This window comes from Gammaproteobacteria bacterium, from assembly GCA_035279405.1.
Taxonomy (GTDB): Bacteria; Pseudomonadota; Gammaproteobacteria; order Natronospirales; family REEB76; genus REEB76.
The window spans coordinates 71512-94812 of the sequence record DATEHU010000059.1 but is presented as its reverse complement, the minus strand read 5'-3'; the positions used below and the strand labels follow the sequence as shown (position 1 = coordinate 94812).

The window sequence follows — 23301 nt, the reverse complement described above, 5'->3', positions numbered from 1 at the left end:
CGGCAGTACCTGGTCCGGGCGGTAATATAACCTGGCCGGAGTCGGCGAGGGGTGACATTATGGTTTATCAAGGCAGCTGTCATTGCGGAAAAATCGGTTATGAAGTCGAAGCCGAGCCGGGGCCGGTAACCGCGTGCAATTGCTCGATATGCCAGCGGCGCGGCCATCTGCTGTGGTTTCTACCGCGCACCAAGCTGAAACTCAAGACGCCGGAATCGGACATGAAGTTCTACACCTTCAACCAGCACCACATCAAACATTACTTCTGCCCGAACTGCGGCTGCGCGACCTTCGGCATGGCCAAGGACAAGGAGGGCAAGGACATGGTGGCCGTCAATGTGCGCTGTCTCGAAGGGGTGGATATCGGCGCGCTCAAGGTCAATCACTTCGACGGCCGCAGCCTGTAACAAAGTGTAACAAGAGGCCTGGATTACGCGCTTTTAATGTTGTGCGTACGCGCGCGCAGTAAACTCTTGTTGTGTGGCATGCGTTGTTTCTGGCAAGACCATTCGTAGGAGGGCGCAACATGAAACGGATCCTCGTGGCATTCCTGATGGTGACGGCTCTGGCCGCGTCCCTGATGGCCGTCCCGGGCACGGCCTCGGCGCAGGTTTATCTCAACGTCTCGGTCGGCTTTGCTCCGCCGCCCATTCCCTGGTACCCGCAGCCCATAATTCCGGGCGTCGGCTACATATGGACCCCGGGCTACTGGGCCTACGGTCCCTATGGCTATTACTGGGTGCCGGGAACCTGGGTGCTGGCGCCGGCGGTCGGTCTGTTCTGGACACCGGGCTATTGGGCCTGGGACGGCGGCTACTACTGGTGGCGCGCGGGGTATTGGGGACCGAGCGTGGGATTCTACGGTGGCATTGATTATGGCTACGGCTACAACGGTCGCGGCTACTGGGGCGGCTACTGGCGCGGGAACTCGTTCTATTACAACCGCGCCATCACCAATGTAAACGTCACTTATATACACAATACCTACAGCCAGCCGGTGAGCAACACGGTCACTACCGGGGTACATGTGAGTTACAACGGTGGAGTCGGCGGCATCCCGGTGCGCCCGACCCCCGAGCAGCAGGTATATGCGCGGCAACAGCACGTGTCTCCTACCGTCATGCAGTTGCAGCAGCAGCGCGTAGCCCTGCGCAATCCCGAGCAGCGCTTTAGCGTCAATCAGGGCCGGCCGCAGATCGTGGCCAACGGGCGGGCCGGCGTGTTCACCGGCACGGACGTGGTGCGCATGAATTCCGCGCGCACCGGTTACGTGTACCGCGGCGAGGCGCATCCGCTGCCACCGGCGGTGAGAAACGAAGTGCGCGTCGAGCGCGAACCGCAGGTGCGGCCGGTGCAGCCCAATGTCAATCAATATCAGCCGGTGGTGCGTCCCATGCAGAACAACCAAGCACCACGCGTGCGCGCGGAAAATCCGCGGCCCACGCCGCCACCGGCACGCAAGCACGAGGAGCGCCATCCGCAACCGCCGGCCATGGACTTCGGCAATCCTTATGCGCGTGCCGATCAGCCGGCCGTACGCCCGGATCAGGGTGCATGGAATATGAACCGCAGCGAGGCGCCGCGTGTGGAGCAATTGCGTGCCGCGCCGGTCCGGGAGTCATTCCAGAGCGCACCGCACATTCAGGCACGCGCTCCAGCCCGGAGTTCAAGCGATCGCGGCAAGGAGAACCACAGCCGGCCGCCACGCGGGTAACGGTACTCAAGCGGAATAAAAATCCGGGGCCGCACCTTTGGGTGCGGCCTTTTTTATTGGCACCTGATCACTTGGTCAGGTGACCGCGCTGCGATGCGTGCAAAGATTTCCGTCGCGGCCGCCGTCCACACTTTCCAGGAATGACCCCCAGGCAGTTCCAGGAAATGACCGGCCGGCAGGAGCGGCGCCATGAGTTTGGCTGCCGGTAACAGGCGGTCGCGGGAGCCGGCGGCGAGCCATACATGCCGGGCGGTCTGCGGATGTCGCGACCAGCGCTGCACCACGCGCCAGAGTTCGGTCTGGTAATTCCCGCGGTTGATGTTTGCGGGCGGCGCACCCGGGTTCCATTGCCCCGCACCGCCGGCAGCGGCGATGGTATTCAGCAGGCGCGATTCACCCATGTAGGGTGCAAGCAGCACCAGGCCGTTCACGTCAGCGGGAAAGCGCCGCTCATACAGGAGTGCGCCCATGCCGCCCATGGAAGCGCCCGTCAGCCAGATTTGATGATGGCCTTGCTGCGCGCGTGCGGGCTGAACGATTTCAGCGTGCAGGCGCTGTCCCATGCTGCCATGCAGGTAATACTCGAACGTTGCGCCGGTCAGCAGCACGTCGGCACGCGGCCAGCCGCGCTGGATGGCCGCGGCGATGCCGACGTTTTGCAAGTCCAGAAGGTCGTCGCCGATCCCGGGCAACACGATGACCAGCGGAGCATCCGCGGCCCATTGGAGCGCCGGAATCAGCATCACGCGCATGGGTTTGTCGGGCCGACGCGTAACGCAGCTCGCAACCGCCAGGCCGAGCGCGCCCAGGCTGAGGAACCGGCGCAGCGGAATCAGCCGGTGCAGAAAGTGCATGCGCATGTAGATACGCAGGCCTCACGTCCGTTTGCGGCTGGCCCGGCGCTCATGGGTCACGGCGATTCGCGGCACTTGGTTGCGGCTCGGCATGCGCGCGCTCCAGATCGCTCACGTGTGCGAGAATCGCGGCGCGCACCTGATCGCGGAGCGCGCGCGCATCGTCGCCGCGCTTGCCGGCCGGCTTAATCGGTGCCAGTACTTCGATTTCAATCCATCCCGGGCGCGGCCACAGGGTTTCGCCGGGAAGGATTGCGCGTGCTCCGCTTATCACCACCGGCACCACCGGAATGCCGGCGCGCGTGGCCGCGAGAAAAGTTCCCAGATGGAAAGCACGCAAGCCCGGTTCGACCCGGAATGTGCCCTCGGGAAATACGCAGAGCGACACTCCGTGGCGGGCGAGCTGGATGAGCCGATTGCCATCAATCATCGCGCCCCGGGTGTCGAAGCGTTCCACGAACACCGATCCCAGGCGCATCGCCAACCAGCCGAACAGCGGGGTCTTCATGACTTCGCGTTTGATCACGAACCCGAAACGCGGCGGCAAGACGCTGGTGAGCAGGGGACCATCCAGATAGGTGGCGTGGCTGGAGGCCAGAAAGCAGGCGCCGGCGGGCAGGTGCTCAAGGCCGGTCGTGCGTATGCCGATGCCGGCGGCGGCAAAAACCGCGCGGCCCGCGCGTCTTGCAGCCCGACGCCGGAGTCCCCGGCCCGGAAGGAGCGTTACCAGTACCGCGGCCGGAATGGCGAGCAGCAACAACACCGCCCACACGCGCAGGGGGAAGGCCGCCCGGTTCATTGGATTGCTCAGGAATTTCATTAGCGGCGGGCAGTATCCAAATTGGCTTTGACGCTGGCAAGCGGTGAGAATTGTGCTAATGTTTTACATAACAGCATGGCCTGAATTTCAGGCTGCTTGCGCAAGGCTGCGTAAATCAGAGCATGTACGACGTCTTTGTGTACGAAGTACTCGGCGGGAGATTGAGGTATCTGCGTGGCTGAAACCGGGAGCAAAGGCAATCTTCTTGCGCATCGCGGTATGCAAGCCGCACGTCCGGTGCCGCCGCAGAGTGCCCGCGATATCGAACAGTTTCTGGATGCCATGTGGAGTGAACGTGGTCTGGCCGACAACACGCTGTCTGCCTATCGCGCCGACCTGCAGGGACTGGCGCGCTGGCTGGACGAACAGGGCGTCGGCATTCTCGCGGCGGTGCGCGATCAACTGCTGGCGTTTCTCGCCTGGCGCATGCAGCAGGGTGCACGTCCGCGTTCCACCGCGCGGCAGTTGTCCAGCATCCGCCGGTTTTACCGTTACATGCTGCGCGAGGGGCGCGTCAACGAGGATCCCAGTACGCGCATCGACATGCCCAAGCTCGGGCGTCCGTTGCCGAAGTCGTTGACCGAAGCCGAAGTGGTGACGTTGCTCAAGTCGCCGAACGTGGAGAGTACCCTCGGGATGCGCGATCGCGCCATGCTGGAAGTGCTGTACGCGACCGGACTGCGCGTATCCGAACTCGTGAGCCTGCGTCTCGAGCAGGTGAATTTGCGCCAGGGCGTGGTGCGCGTAGTCGGCAAGGGCAATCGCGAGCGCCTGGTGCCCGTGGGCGAGGAAGCCCAGAGGTGGGTGGAAAAATACCTGCACGACGCGCGTCCCGAGATTGTCGGCGCGCAGCAAACCGATTATCTGTTTCCCACGCACCGCAGCGACCACATGACGCGCCAGGCGTTCTGGCACATCATCAAACGCTATGCCCAGAAGGCCTGCATCCGCGTCGCGCTCTCGCCGCACACGCTGCGACACGCATTTGCCACGCATCTGCTCAACCACGGTGCGGATCTGCGCGTGGTGCAGATGCTGCTCGGACACAGCGACGTGTCCACCACCCAGATCTACACGCATGTGGCGCGCGAACGCCTGAAGGAACTTCACGCCCAGCACCACCCGCGGGGTTGAGGCGCGGCAGCGCTGCGCCGCAACTCCGGACATGCGCCGCTGTCTCAGGCAGCATGTACAGGCAGAGGAAATCATGAAAGGCATCGACGCATTGCTGCTCGCGATGGTCACGCTGACCATGGCCGCGGCCGCCCTGGCGGACGGTAATTCGACTGCGCAGGCGCGTCTTGCCAAGCAGCTTGGAATCAATTCGACCGACGTCGTGGTTTCGCCCATCCCGGGCCTGTACCGCATCACCATCGGCCCGCAGATCGCGTATGTGAGCGCGGACGGCCGCTATTTGGTGCGCGGCGACATCATCAACCTGCAAAGCGGCAACAACCTCACCAGCGTGCAACGCGACGCCGCGCGGCTCGCCTACCTCAGGCAACTCCCGCCATCCAGCATGCTGGTGTTCGCACCGCGGCATCCCAAGCAGACCCTGACCGTGTTTACCGATATCGAGTGTCATTATTGCCGGGTGCTGGAGCACGACCGGCCCAGGCTCAATGCCATGGGCATTGCGGTGCAGTATCTGTTTTTCCCGCGCGACGGCCGCGATTCGCCCGCGTGGCAGAAAGCCGTGGATGTGTGGTGCGCAGCGGACCGCAAGGCCGCGTTTGAAGCCGCGATGAACGGGGCCACGCCGAAACCCGCACACTGCGATGCGGCCGCGGTGGCCGCGGGTTACACCTTCGGCCAGATGCTCGGGCTGGATGGCACGCCGGTGATGCTTACCGATACCGGCAGACTGATTGACGGTTATCTTCCGCCACCGGCACTTGCCGCGGTACTCGCGCAAGAATCAAAGTCCGCTCCAACGGACGAACCCTGAAAGTTCCCCGAGTCAATCTGCGCTGTGGGCACATTCGTGAGATAATGGCGCCACTGCAAGCAGACCATTGCCTGTCAAGTACGTACCGACGAATTGTTCGCGGTACCTATCTGCCCTGGTTTTGAACAATATTTTTTGGAGAAATATCATGCACAAGAAACTTGCATTGGGCGCACTCGCGCTCGCAGCAGCGTCCCTGATTGCCGCCAATGCCTACGCCAAGACCTATACGGTGAAGGAGCTGAACAGCGGCGCCGGCGGAACCTTCGTGTTTGAGCCGGATTTTCTGCATATCCAGCCGGGCGACTCGGTGCAGTTCGTGCCCGCGGACGCCGGCCATGACTCGCAGTCCTACCTGGTGCCTGACGGGGCCCAGGGTTGGAAGAGCGAAATCAGCAAGCCCATCACCGTCAAACTCAGCAAGGATGGAGTGTATCTGTTTGAGTGCTCGCCGCATCACATGTTCGGCATGCTGGGGGTCATCGTGGTGGGCAAGGCCACCAACAAGGAGGCGGCCGAAAAGGCCGCGAAGGCCATGGAAGCCAAGCAGATCATGAACAAGGATCGGCTGGACAAGCTCATGGACAGGGTGAAATGAACCGACCGAGCTGAGAACCTGACACGCAAAACGCCCGTCTCAGACGGGCGTTTTGTTTTAAGCCACAGCGCTTACCGCTCCAGCAGCGCGAGCTTGCCGGACCGGCCTTCCCAGCTTTTGGCGTCATCGGGGCCGGGCTTCTGCTGCGTGAGCACAGGCCAGCTCTTGCACAGTTCCGCATTCAGGGCCTTGAACTGTCGCTGGTCTTCCGGCAGGTCATCTTCGGAGTAGATCGCGTTGATGGGACACTCCGGCTCGCAGAGCGTGCAATCAATGCACTCGTCCGGGTCTATGGCCAGCATGTTGGGGCCTTCGTGGAAACAGTCCACGGGACAGACCTCGACGCAATCGGTGTACTTGCACTTGATGCAGTTTTCAGTGACGACAAAAGCCATGTATCAACCTCGGAATGCCCTCAACGGAATGCCAATTCTGCCATAAGCCGCAGTGCGCGGCGGTTTCAGGCGGGCAGGGGCTGGCGCCAGGTGCTGATGTGAAACTCGAATTTTCCCCGGTTGCGATCGGCCAGATAGCATTCGAGCGCGTAGCGCACGCTCGGGAACGCGATTTCAGCCCAGGGAATGCCGGCGGCATCGAACAGTCCGGTCTCCAGCGTCTCCGCGCCCACGCCATGCTTGCCATGCTGAAGTTGCGCCCGGAAGAACAGGTGGACCTGATGCACGTGCGGCACGTTGACCAGCGCGAACGGCACTGGATCCTTCACGATCGCCAGGGCTTCCTCACGGGTCTCGCGCAGCGCCCCCTCTTCGACGCTCTCGTCATTTTCCAGGAACCCCGCCGGCAGCGTCCACAGGCCCGCACGCGGCTCGATGGCGCGCTTGCACAGCAGTACCTTGCCCTGCCATTCCGCCACACAGCCCACCACCATGCGCGGGTTCTGGTAATGGATGCGGCCGCAATGCCCGCAAACCCGGCGCGGCAGGTGATCGCCGGGGGGAATTTTTTCCACGGTGGGGCGGCCGCAGGCCTCGCAATATCTTGTCGTCGGCGACATGGGCATCGGGGCGTATTTCGGGGAGCGCGCGTTCCGCAAGCGTAATAGTCGGGCCAATCTTCCCCGGCGAGCGTCCGCATGCGGGTTTGCATCATACGGGGTGTAAGAATCGCGGTGCAAACACCGCCGGACACCGCACGTTTGCCGCGCAAATCCGCGGCGAGTACAATGTATCGCGTCGCGATATACGTGAATTCCCGCAGCCTGCGGGTATGCGCGTGGATTGCGCCAGTCCCGTCACAGGAGTGATTTTCGTTTCAGCATACCGACCCCGCGACCGGTAGGCCGGTTGGCCATCGCGTGCGCGCCGCCGGTGCGCTGCATTGTCCATAACACGCCAGGCAGACAATCATGAACCCAGATTCAACTTCGGCGGTCCAGGGGCTCGGCCAGAGCCTGTGGCTCGACAACATCACGCGCAGCATGCTGGATGACGGCACGCTGCAGGCCTATCGCGACAATAGTCACGTCACCGGCCTCACGTCCAATCCCACCATCTTCGATCATGCCATCGGCAAGAGCAGCGCCTATGACCGGGCCTTGCGCGATCAGGGCGGCAAGGATCCCGAGCAGTTGTTTTTTGATCTGGCGCTCGATGACCTGCGGCGCGCAGCCCAGTTGTTCGCGCCGGTGCATCGGCGTACGCAGGGCGTGGACGGCTGGGTGTCGCTGGAAGTGTCGCCGCTGCTGGCGGACGACACTGCGCGTACCGTGGAGCAGGCGCTGGCGCTGCACCGGCGTGCCGCGGTGCCGAATCTGTATATAAAAGTGCCCGGCACCGCCGCCGGAGCCGGCGCCATCGAGGAACTCACCTATCGCGGTGTCCCGGTTAACGTCACCTTGCTGTTTTCTCCCAAGCAGTACCAGGTGGCGGCCGATGCGTACCTGCGCGGGCTGGAGCGGCGGCAAGCGGAGGGGCTGACGCTGGACGTGAGTTCGGTGGCCTCGGTATTCATCAGCCGCTGGGATGTATTGGTTGCCGACAAGGTGCCGCCCGCCATGCACAACCAGATTGGATTGGCCGTGGCCGCGTGCGCGTATGCAAACTATCGCCGCGTGCTGGATTCGGCGCGGCTGCAGGCGCTCATGAACGCAGGCGCGCGTCCGCAGCGGCTGTTGTGGGCCAGCACCGGTACCAAGGATCCCGCCGCCAGCGACGTGCTCTACGTGGAGGGACTGATTGCGCCGCTCACCATCAACACGGTGCCCGACAAAACCCTGCATGCGTTTGCGGATCACGGCAAAGCCGCGGTATCGCTCCCGGTTGACGACAGTGCGGCGCGCGCCGTGCTCGCGCGTTTCGCGGCGCGCGGGCTCGAGGTGGATGCGCTGGCGGCGGAATTGCAGGCCGAAGGTGCGCAGAAATTCGACGCGTCCTGGAAAGATTTGCTGGCCACCGTGCACCAGCGTGCGGAGCGCGCCGCATGAGCGCGTTGCGCGATTCAGTCGCGTGGAAGAAGCTGGACAGCCATTACCGCACGATGCAGGCGGTGCAGCTGCGCGAACTGTTCGCGCAGGATGAAGCGCGCGCCGCACGCTATACGGTCGAAGCCGCCGGCTGGCGGCTGGATTATTCCAAGCATCGCGTCAACGAGGCAACCCTGAAACTGCTGTTCGATCTGGCGCGTACGCGCGGCCTGGAAGCGCGCCGCGACGCGATGTTCGCGGGCGAGAAAGTCAACACCACGGAAAAGCGCGCCGCCCTGCACATTGCGCTGCGCGCACCGGCCGATGCCGTGATCCGGGTGGACGGCGTGAACGTCGTGCCCGAAGTACAGGCGGTGCTCAAGCGCATGGCGGCATGCGCCGGCGCGATCCGCGCGGGGGCTTGGCGCGGCTACAGCGGCCGGCCGATCCGCAACATCGTCAATATCGGCATCGGCGGTTCCGATCTCGGCCCGGTGATGGCCCACGAAGCGCTGCGCTATTACAGCGACCGCCGCTTGCAGTTGCGCTTCGTGTCGAACGTGGACGGCACGGATTTTGCCGAAGCGGTGCGCGGTCTGCGCCCGGATGAAACGCTGTTCATCGTCGCATCCAAAACCTTTACCACGCTCGAAACCATGACCAACGCGCGCACGGCGCGCGACTGGTTGCTGGCGGCCGCGGGCCGCGGCAAGCAGGCCGTAGCTCCGCACTTCGTGGCGCTCTCCACCAACGAGCAGGCCGTAAATGCCTTCGGCATCCCCAGCGAACAGATGTTCGGCTTCTGGGACTGGGTGGGCGGGCGCTACTCGATGGACTCCGCCATCGGCCTGTCCACCATGATCGCAATCGGTGCCGAGGCCTTTGGTGAAATGCTCGGCGGATTTCACGCCATGGACGTGCATTTTCGGAGCGCGCCGCTCGAGCAGAATCTGCCGGCGATCATGGGCCTGCTCAACGTCTGGTACGCGGATTTCTTCGATACCGCGACGGTCGGGGTATTCCCGTACGCGCACTACCTCAAGCGTTTTCCCGCGTACCTGCAGCAACTCACCATGGAGTCCAACGGCAAGCACGTGACGCTCGCCGGCCAGCACGTGGACTACGCCACCGGCCCGGTGTTCTGGGGCGAGCCCGGCACCAACGGCCAGCACTCGTTCTATCAGTTGATCCATCAGGGCACGCGCCTGATTCCATGCGATTTCATCGCGTTCGGCACCGCGCTCAACCCGCTCGGGAATCACCAGGATCTGCTGCTCGCCAACGTGATTGCACAGACCGAGGCGCTGGCCATCGGCAGGACACTGGAGGAGGTGCGCGCCGAAGGCACCGATCCGCAGCTCGCACCGCACAAGGTGATGGAAGGCAACCGGCCGTCGAGCCTGCTGTTGGCCGAGCGTCTCACGCCCGCGAGCCTGGGCGCGCTGGTGGCACTGTACGAACACAGCGTGTTCACGCAGGCGGCGATCTGGGACACCAATCCCTTTGACCAATGGGGCGTGGAGCTTGGCAAGAAGCTCGCGCTGAGCGTGGCGGAAGAAATCGAAACGCCTTCCAGGGCGCTGGCGCACGATGCTTCAACCAACGCGGCGATTCGCTGGTACCGCGAGGCACGCAAACGTCCGCATGCGCGCGCGGTGCAAAAGCGCCCGCGCGTGCTGGTGCTGGACGTGGGCGGCAGCCACGTGAAGGCGCGCCGCAGCGGCAGCACACGCGAAGTGAAAATCCTCTCCGGCCCGACGATGACGCCGGCCTCCATGCTCGCAAACGTGCGCAAGGCGTTGCGCGGCTGGAGCTACGACGTGGTGAGCATCGGCTTTCCCGCGCCGGTGGTGCGCGGGCGCATCGTGAGCCAGCCGGTGAATCTCGGAGCGGGCTGGATCGGATTTGATTTTGAGGCGGCCTTCGGCTGCCCGGTGAAACTCGCGAACGACGCTGCGATGCAGGCGCTCGGCAGCTATGCGGGCGGTCACATGCTGTTCCTGGGACTCGGCACCGGACTCGGGTCGGCGGTGATCGTGGACGGCGTGGTGCAGGCCATGGAACTCGCGCACATGCCGTATCGCAACAAGACCTACGAGTATTACGTGAGCGATGCGGCCCTGAAACGTCTCGGCAAGCAGCGTTGGCAGGCCAACGTGTTTGCCGAGATTGAAATGCTGCGCAAGGCGCTTGAGCCCGATTACGTGACGCTCGGCGGCGGCAACCTGCGTCTGTTGAAACAACTGCCCCGAGGCGTGCACCGCGGCAACAACGCCCATGCGTTCATCGGCGGATTCCGCCTGTGGGAGAACGAAACGTGAGTGCTCAAAAAAATTCCGGTGCGGCCCTGCAGCTCGGCTTCGTTGGTCTCGGGCGCATGGGGCTGAACATGGTGGAGCGGCTCGAGAACGCCGGTGTGCGCTGTGTGGCGTTTGACACCAATGTGCCGGCGCGCAACACCGCGGCCAAAACCGGTGCGCAAACCGTTGCCTCGCTGCCGGAGCTGGTTGCGAAGCTTTCGAGTCCGCGTGCGGTGTGGCTGATGCTGCCGACCGCGGTCGTGGACAAGGTGCTGGATGTGCTCACGCCGCTGCTGCACGCAGACGACATGGTGATTGACGGCGGCAATTCCCATTACGTCGAGGATTTGCGCCGCGCCAAGTCGCTCGCGGCCCGGCAAATTCAATACGTGGACGTGGGCGTGAGCGGCGGCGTGTGGGGACGCGAACGGGGTTACTGCCAGATGATCGGTGGACCTGAGGCGGCCTTCCGCCATCTCGAACCCGCGTTTCGCGCGCTGGCGCCCGGCGCAAATGCCGCGCCGCGCTCTCCGGGCCGCAGCGGCGCTCCGACGCCGGCCGAGCAGGGCTATCTGTACTGCGGACCGAACGGCGCCGGCCATTTCGTCAAGATGGTGCACAACGGCATCGAATACGGGCTCATGGCCGCGTACGCCGAGGGCCTGAACATCCTGCATCAAGCCAACATCGGCAAGAGCACTCAGGAGGCGGATGCCGAAACCAGTCCGCTCGAACATCCCGACCGGTATCAATACGAGTTCCCGCTGGACGATGTCGTGGAAGTGTGGCGGCGCGGCAGCGTCATCGGTTCCTGGCTGCTCGATCTGACGGCTATCGAGATGAGCCGGGATGCCACGCTCGCGCATTACGCCGGGCGCGTGTCGGATTCGGGCGAAGGCCGCTGGACGGCGCTCGCCGCCATCGAAGAAGGCGTGCCCGCGCCGGTATTGACCGCTGCGCTGTTCGCGCGCTTTGCCTCGCGCGGTCACGATGAGTTTGCCGGCAAGGTGATGTCCGCGATGCGCCACGCGTTCGGCGGTCACGATGAAAAACCCGCGGCGGACAAGGAGTAAGGCCATGCCGGGTGCGAACCTCGTGATCCTCGGCGCCACCGGCGATCTGACCCAGCGCCTGCTGATGCCGGCGCTTTACCGGCTCTACCGCCTGGGTTATGCGCGCGGCCTCAAGATCACGGGTTACTCGATCGAGGGCTGGAGCCGCGAGCGTTTCCGCGCTCACATCCACAAGGCCTTGCGTGCCTTCGCGCCGGATTACCAGGCGGCGCAGGCGCGGCGGTTTGCCGCCGGCCTGGATTACATCAGCGGCGGTCTCGATGCCAAGCAGATGGACCCCTTGGTGCGGCGCATCCAGGGCTCCGCATTGTTTTATCTCGCGCTGCCGCCGCCGCTGTTCGGCACCGCGGCTGTGGCGCTCGGCAAAGCGGGTCTCGCAAAAACGGCCAGGGGCTGGCGGCGTCTGGTAGTCGAAAAACCCTTCGGTACGGATCTCGCCAGCGCCGAAGCGCTGCGCAAGCAGATACACAGTCAATGGGCCGAAGACAATGTGCTGCGCATTGACCACTTCCTCGGCAAGGAAACCACGCAGAACCTGATGGTGTTCCGCTTCGCGAACCGCTTTCTCGAACCGCTGTGGAACTGCGCGCACATCTCCCAGGTGCAGATCAACTGCCCGGAAATGCTGGGCGTCGAGCATCGCGCCGCCTACTACGACCACGCGGGCGCGCTGCGCGACATGCTGCAGAATCACCTGATGCAGCTCTTCTGTCTCACCGCCATGGAGCCACCCGCGAGTTGGGATGCCGACGTGCTGCGCGATCACAAGGTCGAGGTGCTGCGCGCCGTGGTGCCGTTCACCGCGGGCAGCGTGCGCCGCTACAGCGCGCGCGGCCAGTACACGGCCGGCCGCATCGGCCGCAAGCGCGTGCCCGCCTACCGCCGGGAGCCGGGCATTCCCCGCAACTCGCGTACCGAAACCTTCGCCGCCTTGCGTTTCGAGGTCAACAACTGGCGCTGGCGCGGCGTGCCCTTCTATCTACGCAGCGGCAAACGCATGGCGAGCAATCGCTGGGAGATCGCCGTCGAGTTCAAGCAGGTGCCGGACGTGCTGCCGGGCGCCAACACTATCGCCAACAACTGGATGGTGTTCCGCCTCAAGCCGCAGGAAAGCCTGAACCTGGTGGCGACCGCCAAGTTGCCGGGCGCCAAACTGGCGACGCACAACGTGGTGCTCACCGCGCCCTATGCGCATGATCCGGACAAGGAATTCTCCGCTTATGAGCAGTTGCTCATGGACGCGCTCGAGGGTGACCGCTCGCATTTCCTGCGCTTCGACGAGGTCGAGTGGGCCTGGCGCCTGCTGGATCCGGTGTTGCGCGCTTGGCAACACGGGGAACCGGAGCCGTACGCGTCGGGTTCCGAGGGGCCGGCCTCGCAGAACCGGCTGCTCGCACCGGGGCACCGCTGGCGCCCGGTGAAAGTTTCTGCGGGCGACCTGCCATGAACGCTCCGGGCCAGCCCGGCAATGCGCCCACTTGGGCGAGCAGCGCCAAGGACTTGGTCGGCACCGCGTTGGGATCGAGCCGCGTGTGGTTCACGGTCGGTTACGGCATTTTGAATGAAGTGTTCTGGCCGACATGCAGCCTGCCGCAGATCCGGGATCTGGGCTTCATCGTCGCGGGCGAGGACTTCTGGGCCGAGGTCAAGCGCGAACATCGCTACCGGCTGAGTACGCCCATGCCCGAGATACCGCTGCCGCGCGTGCTGCATGAACACCCGCGTTACAAGTTGCAACTCGAGTTTCTGACCGATCCGCTGCGTGATACAGCGCTGATCCATTACCGCCTGCAGGGCGCAGGCCTGAAACTGTTCGTGTTGCTCGCGCCGCATCTTGGCAGTTCCGGCCACGACAACACGGCCTGGGTCGCGCCGCAGGCGCTCATGGCCGCGCACGGGGAGACGGCACTCGCGCTTATGGCGGATGGCGGCATCACGCGCGGCAGCGCCGGCTATGTCGGTGCGTCCGACGGCTGGCAGGATTTCCATCAACACTCTGCGATGACCTGGCAGTACGCTTCCGCGGGTGCCGGCAACGTGGCGCTCACCGGTGAACTGACCGCGACCAGCGGCACGCTGGCGCTCGCATTTGCCAAGACGCCAGAGGGTGCGCACACGCTCGCACAATCCGCGCTGGCTTCCGGCTACAAGGTGGCGCGCAGCCGGTTCATCGCCGGCTGGCGGCGTTGGGCACGCGGCCTCAAGACGCCGTCCCTGACGCCGGCGTTATCGCGCGAAGCGCGCCGCTCGGCGATGGTGCTCAAGGTGCACGGCGATCGCACTTATCAGGGCGCCGTGGTCGCGAGCCTGAGCACACCCTGGGGCGCAAGTCGTGACGACCCCGGCGGCTATCATCTGGTGTGGCCGCGCGACGCCGTGGAGGCGGGGTTTGCGTTTCTCGCCTGCGGGCAGCACCAGGAAGCGCGCGCCATGCTCGCCTACCTGATTGCCACGCAGCAGCCGGACGGCCACTGGCTGCAGAACAATTTCGGCGACGGCCGGCCGTTCTGGACCGGCATTCAACTCGATGAAGCCGCGTTGCCGGTGCTGCTGGCGGCCAAGCTGGACGAAGTAGGCGAACTGGGTGAGATGCGTCCCGAGGCCTTGCGCATGGTGCGCGCGGCGCTCAGCTTCGTCGCTGCGACCGGTCCCTTCAGTCCGCAGGACCGCTGGGAAGAAAACGCAGGCGCCAACCCCTTCACGCTTGCGGCCGCGATTGCTGCGCTGGTGGCGGGCTCCGCGCACCGATTCCTGGATGCCGCCGAACAGGATTACGCGTTGTCGCTGGCCGACGATTGGAACGCGCGCGTGGAGAGCTGGGTATACGCCGAGGATACCGACCTCGATCACGAGCACGGCACGCGCGGCCATTATGTGCGCATCACGCCGCCCTGCGAAACTGCGGAGCGCGGCCGCGTCGTCCTCAAGAACCGCGCCGGCGAGAGCTTGCGGGCGCGGGATTTGCTGGGCATGGAGTTTCTGTATCTGGTGCGGCTCGGCTTGCGCGCGCCCGACGACCGGCGCATTCGTGACACGCTGAAGCTCGTGGACGCTCTGCTGCGCGTGACCACGCCCACCGGGATTTTCTACCACCGTTACAACGAAGACGGTTACGGCGAGCACGCGGACGGCCGGCCGTTTGACGGCAGCGGCATCGGCCGTGCCTGGCCGCTGCTGAGCGGCGAACGCGGCCATTACGCGCTGGATGCCGGCGAAGACCCGTTGCCGTATCTCAAATCCATGCTCGGCGCGGCGAGCGCAGGCGGCATGATTCCCGAACAGGTCTGGGATACCGCGCCCATTCCCGAACGGTTTCTCACGCCCGGCCGGCCGAGTGGCAGCGCCATGCCGCTGGTGTGGGCGCACGCGGAGTTCCTGAAGCTCGCGCTGGCTGCGAAGCGCGGTGCGCCCATCGAACGCCTGCAGGCGGTGGCGGAGCGTTATCGTCACGCGCCGCGCCCGTCTGTGGTGCACTGGCGGGATGATTCGCCGTGCTTGGAGCTGGCCACAGGCACACGAATTTCCATTGAGGCGCGCGATCCCTTCGAGCTACATTACGGACACGACGCCTGGCAGGACGCGGCGGATGTGCCGAGCACGCCGCTGGCGTTCGGCATGCACGCGGTGCTGCTCGATCCCAAGAGCCTCGCCGCCAGGCAGAGCATTGAATTTACGCGCCGCTTTTTCGGACCGCGCGGCTGGGAACAGCAGAACTGGCAGGTACACATTGGCTCTACGAGCAAGGCATGAGGAGGACGCGACATGAGTACGACTTCAGCGAATCGAAAATCTCCGGCCCGGCGCAAGGCAACTGTTGAGCCAGCGCCTGTGGTGCATTGGCGCGACGAGGCTCCTTGCGAGCGGGTAAGTCCGGCTGCGCGGCTGTCCGTGGAATCGCGCGAGCCATTCGTCCTGCATTTCGGCCACGACGGTTGGCAGGAGGTCACGGATCTCGGCAGCCAGCCGCTCGCTGCGGGCGGGCACGCGGCTGCGCTGGATCTCAGGCGCCTGGGCGTGAGCCAGAGCCTGGAATTCACGCGGCGGTTTATCGGACCGCGGGGCTGGGAACATCACGACTGGCAGGTGCGGATCGAGCGCGCAACACCGGGCCACGACAAGTTGTGAGTGGCGTGATGCAGGCCGAGTCGCATCGCCGTGTCGTGGATAGCGCGGACTTTTACCGCGCCGTCGCGCAGCAATTCGTTGAGCTTGCGGCGGATGCCATCCGGCAGCACGGCCGGTTCTGCGTGGCGCTTGCCGGCGGCTCCACGCCCAAGCCCTTGTATGAACTTCTGGCCACCAAGGAGTTCAATACCCACGTGGATTGGGCGCGCACCGAAGTGTTTTTTGGAGATGAGCGCTGCGTGCCGCCGGATGACGCGCGCAGCAATTTCCGCATGGCCGCGGATGCGCTGCTCAAGCACGTACCACTGCCCGCGGAGCAGCTGCACCGCATGCGCGGCGAGGATGACCCGGCGCTCGCGGCCTTGCGTTACCGGCAGGAGCTCGCGTCCGTGTTTCGGACGGCGGGCGTGCCGCGCTTCGATTTGATTTTGCTCGGGCTGGGCGAGAATGGCCACACCGCATCGCTGTTTCCCGGTACCGGCGCCTTGCGGGCATTGTGGAACGTGGTTGTGCCCCAATATATAGAGGCGCCGGGAGAATGGCGGCTCACCTTCACGCGACCCATCCTGAACAATGCGGCCCAGGTCTGGGTACTTGCCCGCGGAGCGGGCAAGGCCGACATTGCGCAGCGGGTACTGGAAGGGCGGTTCGAGCCGGAAGTGCTGCCGGCGCAATACCTTACCCCGATAACCGGACAACTGGTCTGGTGGTTTGATGACGCCGCGGCATCGCGGCTTGAGTCTGTGACGACTGCCTAATCATAGGTTGCCGATACCGTCGCACCGCATCGGCTGCGTTTGTGATCAGGACGAAGGGATGCCCGCCGATGCTTGGTGTGTTGGGCTCACCACGGCATCGCGGCAGGTGTTCTGTTGGCTGTGATTTGTGCACAGTCCGGCGCCTGGAATGTAATGCTTTTCAAGGAGAATGTGTGCTTGGTACAAGACGTCCACGGGTCCTGATGCTCGGCTGGGAATACCCGCCGCTATTTGCGGGTGGTTTGGGCAAGGCAAGCCAGGGGCTGGCGCGTGGCCTGGCGGAGTGCGGCGCAGAGGTCCGGTTCGTGCTGCCGCGCTACCCGCTGAGCCAGGAAGCATCGTTTCTGACGGTGGGCGGCGTAAGCGCGTGGCTGGCGCTCGGCAGACACCGGGGCGGATCGCCGTGGACCTTGCCGCGGAAAAAGGCCATACCCGGCTTGAAATTTCTGGCTGTGCCCGCACGTTTGTACCCGTATCAGCGACCCATCGGAATACGGGTACCAGCGACCCGGACGGCAGACGATGCGCGTGACCCGGTTGATGCCGGTGACCCCGGTGATCCCGCCGTGCAGCTTTACAGTCACGATCTCGGACGGCAGGTCGCACGTTTTGCCATACGGGTCGCACGCCTTGCTCCTGGTATCGAAGCCGACGTGGTGCATGCCAACGACTGGATGAGTTTCCCGGCGGCCTTCGCCGCAGCCGCGCCGCTCCGTTTGCCGGTGTTTCTGCACGTGCATTCCACCGAATATGACCGCAGCGGCGAGGCTGTCAATCCATATATCGCCGGCATCGAACAGCAGGCGTGCGCGCGCGCCACGCACGTGTTTGCCGTCAGCCGCTATACCGCGAACGTACTGGTCAGCCGTTATGGCGTGCCCCGCAGGAAGATCACCGTGGTGTACAACGCGCCGGATGAGCCCGCGGATGCTCTGGATGAAAGCCCGGCCGGCCCCGGGCGTGTACCGTGGGTGGTGTTTCTTGGCCGGCTGACGTTTCAGAAAGGTCCGGATCATTTTTTGCGTGCTGCAGCGCGCGTCGCCGAGTTCAATCGCGAAGCGCGCTTTTTGGTGTGCGGCAGCGGCGACATGTCCGACGGGCTGCATGCGCTTGCGCGTTCTCTGGGTATTGCGCGGCGCGTCGAATTCCGCGGTTTTCTGCAACCGGCCGCCGTGGATCGGCTGCTGGCGCGCTCACGGGTACTGGTCATGTCCAGCGTGTCCGAGCCCTTCGGACTGGTGGCGCTCGAAGCGCTGCGCAACGGCACACCGGTGATTCTGTCCAAACAATCCGGCGTGCGCGAGGTGCTCGGCCACAGCCTGCAGGTGGATTTCTGGGATCACGAGAAGCTTGCCGACCAGATTCTCGCGCTGCTGCGCCTGCCGGTGCTCGGCCAGCAACTGGTGGAATCGGGGCGCGAGCAACTGGCGCAACTGTCGTGGGAATCCTCGGCGCGCAAGGTTCTGCAAACCTACACACGCGTGTGCGGCCTGCCGCTGCCGGCGGCCGCCGCCTGAGGAGTCATTCAATGTCGCTCAATCTGTGCTTTTACTTTCAGGTACATCAACCCTGGCGCTTGCGCACCTACCGTTACGCGGAAGTGGGCCATCAGCATGATTACTTCGACGCGGCGGTCAACAGCCGCATCATGCGGCGCGTGGCGGACAAGTGTTATCTGCCGATGAACGCGCTGCTCGAAGAGCTGATCCGCCGTTATCAGCCGGATTTCCGCGTGAGCTTTTCGATTACCGCGACGGCGCTGCAGCAGATGCAGGCGTATGCACCGGATGCCCTGGCATCTTTCCGCCGGCTGGCGGCGACCGGCGCGGCCGAACTGCTGTCCGAGACATCACATCACAGCCTCGCAGGGCTTTACAGTCCGCAGGAATTCAAGGCGCAGATCGCGCTGCACCGGGGTGTCTGTCAACGGCTGCTCGGCGTACCCGGCAGGATATTCCGCAACACCGAGCTCATCGTCAGCGATGCCATTGCCCGGCAGGTCGCCGCGCTCGGTTATGCTGGAATGTGCATGGAAGGCGCGGATCGCGTACTGCGCGAATCCGATGTCCTGCACCCCTGCCGGTATTCCGCGGCACCCACGCTGTTGGCGTTGGCGCGCCATTACCGCTTGAGCGACGATATTGCGTTCCGGTTTTCAAACCGCGGCTGGCGCGAGTGGCCGCTCACGGCGGAGCGCTATGTGCAGTGGCTGGAGAACACGGCGGCCTACGGAAGCGGCGAGCGCCTGCTGGGGTTGTTCATGGACTACGAGACCTTCGGCGAACATCAATGGGAAAGCACCGGGATCTTCGATTTCATGCGCGCGCTGCCGGGGGCGGTGTTGGCGCGGCGCGGGTTGCGGTTTGTGACGCCGAGCGAGGCACTGGAGCGCGTACCTCCGGGCGCTGCGGCCGTGGCGCTCCCCGACCCGGGGTCGTGGGCGGATCTCGAGCGCGATACGTCGGCTTGGACCGGCAACCGCATTCAGCGTGCTGCGCAGCGTGCCGTGTATGACTTGGAATCGAAGGTGCACGCCGCGGCGGCGATTGACGCGGGCCTGCTGGAAGACTGGCGCCGGCTGCTGACGAGCGATCACTTTTACTACATGTCCACCAAGTACTGGGCAGACGGCGACGTGCACAAATACTTCAGCCATTACGATTCGCCTTACGAAGCCTACATCAACTACATGAATGTGCTCGCCGACCTTGCGCAACGCTGCGCGCAGCGTGCCGGCATGGTGGCGGCCTGAAGACGTGCATCTGGGCTTCGCCCCCTGCGCGGGGCGAGGCGTGCATCCAGGTGATCGGGAACAACAATCGAATGTCAACGCACAGAACTGTGGCAGCGCGGCCCGCGTTACTGAATACCGTACGCCGGCTGAGGCGCGAAGCGGAGGCGCTCAAGTGGAGCACGCCGAGCCACGTCTACAACCCGCTGCGCTACGCCTGGAGCGGGCAGCGTGAGTATCTGGAACGTTTTGGCGGCCGCTGCGGGCGCGTACTGCTGCTCGGGATAAACCCCGGACCCTGGGGCATGGCGCAGACCGGCGTGCCGTTTGGCGACCCCGTGATGGTGCGCACCTGGTTCAGGATTGAGACCCGGCTCGCGCGCACCTTGCCCGCACAGCATCCCAAATATCCGATACTCGGGATGGCCTGTCACCGCTACGAGGGCAGCGGCTCGCGCTTGTGGGGGTGGGCGCAGCGCCGTTTCGGTGCACCCGAGCAGTTCTTCGAGCGCTTCTTCGTGTGGAATTACTGCCCGTTGTTGTTTCTGCATGCAAATCACAATCTCACGCCCCAGCATCTGAACCGGCGTGAAGCGCGGGCGCTCACGGCCGTGTGCGACCGTGCCCTGGCGCGGGTAGTGCAGTTGCTGGAACCCGTGGCGGTCATCGGCATCGGACGATACGCGGAACAACGTGCGCAGCTGCTGCTGGGGGAACGGTTGCCGCTCGCCTATTTGCCGCATCCGAGTCCCGCAAGTCCGGCCGCCAACCGCCACTGGCCCGTGCTGGCCGAGCGTGCACTCAAGCCGTGGTTGCCCGTGCGCCGGACGCGCAAACCGTAATGCCGGCGCGCGGAAAAGCGGTGAATGCCGGGCCAGGCGTGCCTCGCGATGTCCGCTGACCACAAATTGCGCGTGGTGTTGTGCTGGCACATGCACCAGCCGCAATATCGTGAGCCGGTGTCCGGCGAATACCTGGCGCCCTGGAGTTATCTGCACGGACTCAAGGATTACACCGACATGGCCGCGCACCTGGAAAACCAGCCGGGTGCGGTGGCGGTGGTCAATTTCTCGCCCGTGCTGCTGGAGCAGATCGAGGACTACTGCGCCCAGTTGGAGGACTTTTTCGCCGGCCGCGGGAATTTGCGCGATCCGCTGCTCGCGGCGCTGGCCAAGCCGGAACTGATCCAGGCCGGAGAGTCCCGCGACAACCTGATGCGCGTCTGCCGCGAATTGGCGCGCCCACGCATGCTGGAGCGCTTTGACGCCTTGCACCCGCTTGTGCAGCATGCCGAATGGATTCTGGCGCATCCGGATGCGAGCGCCTCCGTGGAGGCGGACTTCATGGGCGATCTCCTCGTGTGGTGCCACCTGGCGTGGCTCGGCGAGACGGTGCGGCGCACGGATCCCCGGGTGCAGCGTCTGGTGCAAAAGACGCAGCACTACAGCGCTGACGACCGTCGCGAGTTGCTGCTGGTCATGCACGAGCTGTTGCGCGGCATCGTGCCGCGCTATCGCGCACTCGCTAAAGGCGGACGGATAGAACTCAGCATGAGTCCCTGGGCGCATCCAATCCTGCCGTTGCTGCTGGATTTCAACGCGGCGCGCGAAGCGCATCCGGATTTGCCCCTGCCGGTGGCGGCAAGTTATCCGGAAGGAGCCGCCCGTGCCCGCTGGCACATCGAACAAGCTCGCCGCTCTCATGCTCAACGCTTCGCGGCGCCTCCAGCCGGCTGTTGGCCGTCAGAGGGCGCGCTGTCCGCTGCGGCGCTTACGCTGCTCGACGCATCCGGATTCGCGTGGGTGGCCAGCGGCCAGCAGGTATTGATGCACAGCCTCGGAGTAACGGGTGCATCTTCCGACGTGGTACATCGTCCGTACCGATTGGGCGAGCACAAGGTCGTGGTGTTTTTCCGCGACGACAAACTGTCGGACCTGATCGGCTTCGAGTACAAGACCTGGAAGGCGGACGACGCTGTCGCGGACTTGATTACGCGGCTGGCGGCTATCGCCGCGGAGTCGCATACCGATCCAGGCCGGGTGGTGAGCATCGTGCTCGATGGCGAGAACGCCTGGGAGCATTATCCGGACAATGGCTATCACTTCCTCAGCGCGGTGTATCGCGCGCTGGTTCAAGACGACCGGTTTCGTCTGACTACCTTCAGTCAATGCGTAAACGATGCCGGCGTCCCGGTGCGCCCGTTGACTAAGCTCGTGGCCGGCAGCTGGGTAAAAGGCAACCTGGATACCTGGATCGGTCACCCCGACAAGAACCGTGCCTGGGATCTGCTGGTGGAGGCGCGACGGCATTGTGATGCGGCGCTGGCCGCGGGCCGGCTGGACGCCGTGCAACGTGAACGTCTGGAGTTGCAATTGGCGGTGTGCGAAGGCTCGGACTGGTTCTGGTGGCCGGGCGACGAGAATCAGGCCGCGAGCGTGGCGCGCATGGAGTGCCTGTACCGCATGCAGTTGACCGGCTTGTATCGTCTCATGCGTGAGACGCCGTCCGACGAACTCTCGCAGCCGTTCAGCCGCGGCAGCGTGCAGGGCAGTGGCGGCACGATGCGTCCCGCGCAATGAGCATGGCACCGCTCCCGCCCATTCTTGGTCGCCGCCGTTTCGGAATCACGGCGCATATCACCTCGCTTCCGGGTCCGGGAGCGCATGGCCGCCTGGGAACCGAGGCATACCGGTTCGTGGATTTTCTGGCCGCAGCGGGTTGCCGTGTCTGGCAGGTGCTGCCGCTCAATCCGGTGAATGCATCGGGGTCACCTTATCAAGCAAGCTCCGTATTTGCCGGCAACACGGCATTGCTGCCGGACGGATACACGCAGTCTCCGCCGCATGCGGAGTACGAGGAATTCCGCTCCGCGCAGGCTCATTGGCTCGATGACTATGCGCTGTATTGCGCGTTGCGGGAGGAGCAAGGCGGACAACCTTGGTATCTCTGGCCGCGGGCTTCGCGCGACCGGGAGCCCAACGCGCTTGTGCAGGCGCGCGTACGTTGCCGGCGCGCCATGGAGAGAACCTGTCGGGCGCAATACGCGTTCTTCAGCGCCTGGCGGCAGTTGCGGCACTATGCGCAGCGTGCCGGCGTGTACCTGTTCGGCGATTTGCCGATGTTCGTGGCGCACGACAGCGCGGATGTCTGGAGCCGGCGAGAATTTTTTTCCGTGGACGCCAGCGGGCGGTTGACGCAAATGGCCGGAGCTCCGCCGGATGACTTTGCCGCGCACGGACAGAACTGGGGTTGTCCCGAATACCGCTGGGATCCGCTCGCGCAGGACGGATTCCGCTGGTGGCGCGCGCGGCTGGCGATGCAGGCCTCGCTCTTCGACATTCTGCGTCTCGATCATTTCCGCGGCTTCGAGGCAAGCTGGTGTATTCCCGTGCAAGCGCAATCCGCCGCCGAGGGCGCGTGGATGGAGGTGCCTGGCCGGGCGCTGTTCACGGCGCTGCAACGCGAACTGGCGCCGTTGCAACTGGTGGCCGAAAACCTTGGCAATATCACTCCCGCCGTCGAGCGGTTGCGTGCCGAGTTCGGCCTGCCGGGCATGCGTGTGCTGCAGTTTGCGTTTTCGGACGGCGCGCACAATCCACATCTGCCGAAAAATCACGCGGCCAGGGATGTGGTATACACCGGCACGCACGATACCGACACTACGCTTGGCTGGTGGCGGGCGCTCAACACCGGCGTTCGCGAACGCGTGCTCAACGAGTTGGGGTGCCCCACGGAGCCCATGCCCTGGCCCCTGGTGCATGCGGCCATGGCCTCGGTGTGCGCGCTCGCCATGCTGCCACTGCAGGATTGTCTGGCTCTGGGATCAGAGGCGCGCATGAACACGCCGGGCCGGGTCGAGGGGAACTGGGCGTGGCGGTGTGCGCCGTACGCCCTGAATACGGAATTGCAGTCGCACCTCAGGGAACTGGCCGGCCGTTACAGCCGCAGTGACTGAAGG

General features: G+C 64.5%; 21 protein-coding genes. 17 read left to right on the top strand and 4 right to left on the bottom strand.

Annotated features, from left to right (window positions below; all coding sequences use genetic code 11):
* Nucleotides 1–59: 59 nt before the first annotated feature.
* Nucleotides 60–407, top strand: coding sequence for a GFA family protein (locus tag VJR90_11765; GenBank protein ID HKV98148.1), 348 nt, complete (start codon nucleotides 60–62; stop codon nucleotides 405–407).
* 119 nt (nucleotides 408–526) lie between these two features.
* Nucleotides 527–1714 (top strand): hypothetical protein, encoded by a 1188-nt coding sequence (locus VJR90_11760; protein ID HKV98147.1) that lies wholly within the window; start codon nucleotides 527–529, stop codon nucleotides 1712–1714.
* A gap of 53 nt (nucleotides 1715–1767) precedes the next feature.
* Here the strand turns inward: VJR90_11760 and VJR90_11755 are convergent, their stop codons facing one another.
* Nucleotides 1768–2574, bottom strand: a complete 807-nt coding sequence (locus VJR90_11755; protein ID HKV98146.1) for an alpha/beta hydrolase-fold protein — start codon at nucleotides 2572–2574, stop codon at nucleotides 1768–1770.
* A gap of 43 nt (nucleotides 2575–2617) precedes the next feature.
* Nucleotides 2618–3367: a lysophospholipid acyltransferase family protein gene (locus VJR90_11750; protein ID HKV98145.1), complete on the bottom strand. Its 750-nt coding sequence runs from the start codon at nucleotides 3365–3367 to the stop codon at nucleotides 2618–2620.
* A 240-nt stretch (nucleotides 3368–3607) separates the two neighbouring features.
* On the opposite strand from VJR90_11750, the gene xerD reads away from it, so the two are divergent.
* The 3 genes from xerD to VJR90_11735 all read left to right on the top strand — a co-directional run bounded on the left by xerD (nucleotide 3608) and on the right by VJR90_11735 (nucleotide 5934).
* Nucleotides 3608–4522, top strand: a complete 915-nt coding sequence (gene xerD / locus VJR90_11745; GenBank protein HKV98144.1) for a site-specific tyrosine recombinase XerD — start codon at nucleotides 3608–3610, stop codon at nucleotides 4520–4522.
* 73 nt (nucleotides 4523–4595) lie between these two features.
* On the top strand, nucleotides 4596–5336 hold the full coding sequence (locus VJR90_11740; GenBank protein HKV98143.1) for a DsbC family protein: 741 nt from the start codon (nucleotides 4596–4598) through the stop codon (nucleotides 5334–5336).
* A 148-nt stretch (nucleotides 5337–5484) separates the two neighbouring features.
* Nucleotides 5485–5934 carry a pseudoazurin gene (locus VJR90_11735; GenBank protein ID HKV98142.1) on the top strand — a complete coding sequence of 150 codons (450 nt, stop codon included), beginning with the start codon at nucleotides 5485–5487 and terminating at the stop codon, nucleotides 5932–5934.
* A 71-nt stretch (nucleotides 5935–6005) separates the two neighbouring features.
* Here VJR90_11735 and fdxA read toward each other — a convergent pair whose 3' ends face one another.
* Entirely contained in the window at nucleotides 6006–6329 is a 324-nt protein-coding gene (gene fdxA, locus VJR90_11730; protein ID HKV98141.1) for a ferredoxin FdxA, read from the bottom strand.
* Nucleotides 6330–6394: 65 nt separating this feature from the next.
* Nucleotides 6395–6949 carry an NUDIX hydrolase gene (locus VJR90_11725; GenBank protein HKV98140.1) on the bottom strand — a complete coding sequence of 185 codons (555 nt, stop codon included), beginning with the start codon at nucleotides 6947–6949 and terminating at the stop codon, nucleotides 6395–6397.
* Nucleotides 6950–7300: 351 nt separating this feature from the next.
* Here VJR90_11725 and tal point away from each other — a divergent pair, with 351 nt between their 5' ends.
* From tal to malQ, 12 genes are all read left to right on the top strand, one after another.
* Nucleotides 7301–8377 carry a transaldolase gene (tal, locus tag VJR90_11720; GenBank protein HKV98139.1) on the top strand — a complete coding sequence of 359 codons (1077 nt, stop codon included), beginning with the start codon at nucleotides 7301–7303 and terminating at the stop codon, nucleotides 8375–8377.
* Nucleotides 8374–10677 carry a glucose-6-phosphate isomerase gene (gene pgi / locus VJR90_11715; GenBank protein HKV98138.1) on the top strand — a complete coding sequence of 768 codons (2304 nt, stop codon included), beginning with the start codon at nucleotides 8374–8376 and terminating at the stop codon, nucleotides 10675–10677. Before tal ends, pgi begins: the two co-directional genes overlap by 4 nt.
* A 26-nt stretch (nucleotides 10678–10703) precedes the next feature.
* On the top strand, nucleotides 10704–11729 hold the full coding sequence (gnd, locus tag VJR90_11710) for a decarboxylating 6-phosphogluconate dehydrogenase (GenBank protein ID HKV98137.1): 1026 nt from the start codon (nucleotides 10704–10706) through the stop codon (nucleotides 11727–11729).
* A gap of 4 nt (nucleotides 11730–11733) precedes the next feature.
* A complete protein-coding gene (gene zwf / locus VJR90_11705; protein ID HKV98136.1) occupies nucleotides 11734–13176 on the top strand; it encodes a glucose-6-phosphate dehydrogenase in 1443 nt (480 codons plus the stop codon).
* Nucleotides 13173–15479 carry a glycoside hydrolase family 15 protein gene (locus VJR90_11700; GenBank protein ID HKV98135.1) on the top strand — a complete coding sequence of 769 codons (2307 nt, stop codon included), beginning with the start codon at nucleotides 13173–13175 and terminating at the stop codon, nucleotides 15477–15479. Before zwf ends, VJR90_11700 begins: the two co-directional genes overlap by 4 nt.
* A 12-nt stretch (nucleotides 15480–15491) precedes the next feature.
* Nucleotides 15492–15854 (top strand): hypothetical protein, encoded by a 363-nt coding sequence (locus VJR90_11695; GenBank protein HKV98134.1) that lies wholly within the window; start codon nucleotides 15492–15494, stop codon nucleotides 15852–15854.
* An 8-nt stretch (nucleotides 15855–15862) separates the two neighbouring features.
* Nucleotides 15863–16612 carry a 6-phosphogluconolactonase gene (pgl, locus tag VJR90_11690; protein HKV98133.1) on the top strand — a complete coding sequence of 250 codons (750 nt, stop codon included), beginning with the start codon at nucleotides 15863–15865 and terminating at the stop codon, nucleotides 16610–16612.
* 173 nt (nucleotides 16613–16785) lie between these two features.
* On the top strand, nucleotides 16786–18129 hold the full coding sequence (locus VJR90_11685; protein HKV98132.1) for a glycosyltransferase family 4 protein: 1344 nt from the start codon (nucleotides 16786–16788) through the stop codon (nucleotides 18127–18129).
* 11 nt (nucleotides 18130–18140) lie between these two features.
* Entirely contained in the window at nucleotides 18141–19364 is a 1224-nt protein-coding gene (locus tag VJR90_11680) for a glycoside hydrolase family 57 protein (GenBank protein HKV98131.1), read from the top strand.
* A gap of 71 nt (nucleotides 19365–19435) precedes the next feature.
* On the top strand, nucleotides 19436–20185 hold the full coding sequence (locus VJR90_11675) for a uracil-DNA glycosylase family protein (protein HKV98130.1): 750 nt from the start codon (nucleotides 19436–19438) through the stop codon (nucleotides 20183–20185).
* A 48-nt stretch (nucleotides 20186–20233) separates the two neighbouring features.
* Nucleotides 20234–21922 (top strand): glycoside hydrolase family 57 protein, encoded by a 1689-nt coding sequence (locus VJR90_11670; GenBank protein HKV98129.1) that lies wholly within the window; start codon nucleotides 20234–20236, stop codon nucleotides 21920–21922.
* A 2-nt stretch (nucleotides 21923–21924) separates the two neighbouring features.
* Nucleotides 21925–23298, top strand: a complete 1374-nt coding sequence (gene malQ / locus VJR90_11665; protein ID HKV98128.1) for a 4-alpha-glucanotransferase — start codon at nucleotides 21925–21927, stop codon at nucleotides 23296–23298.
* Nucleotides 23299–23301: the final 3 nt, after the last annotated feature.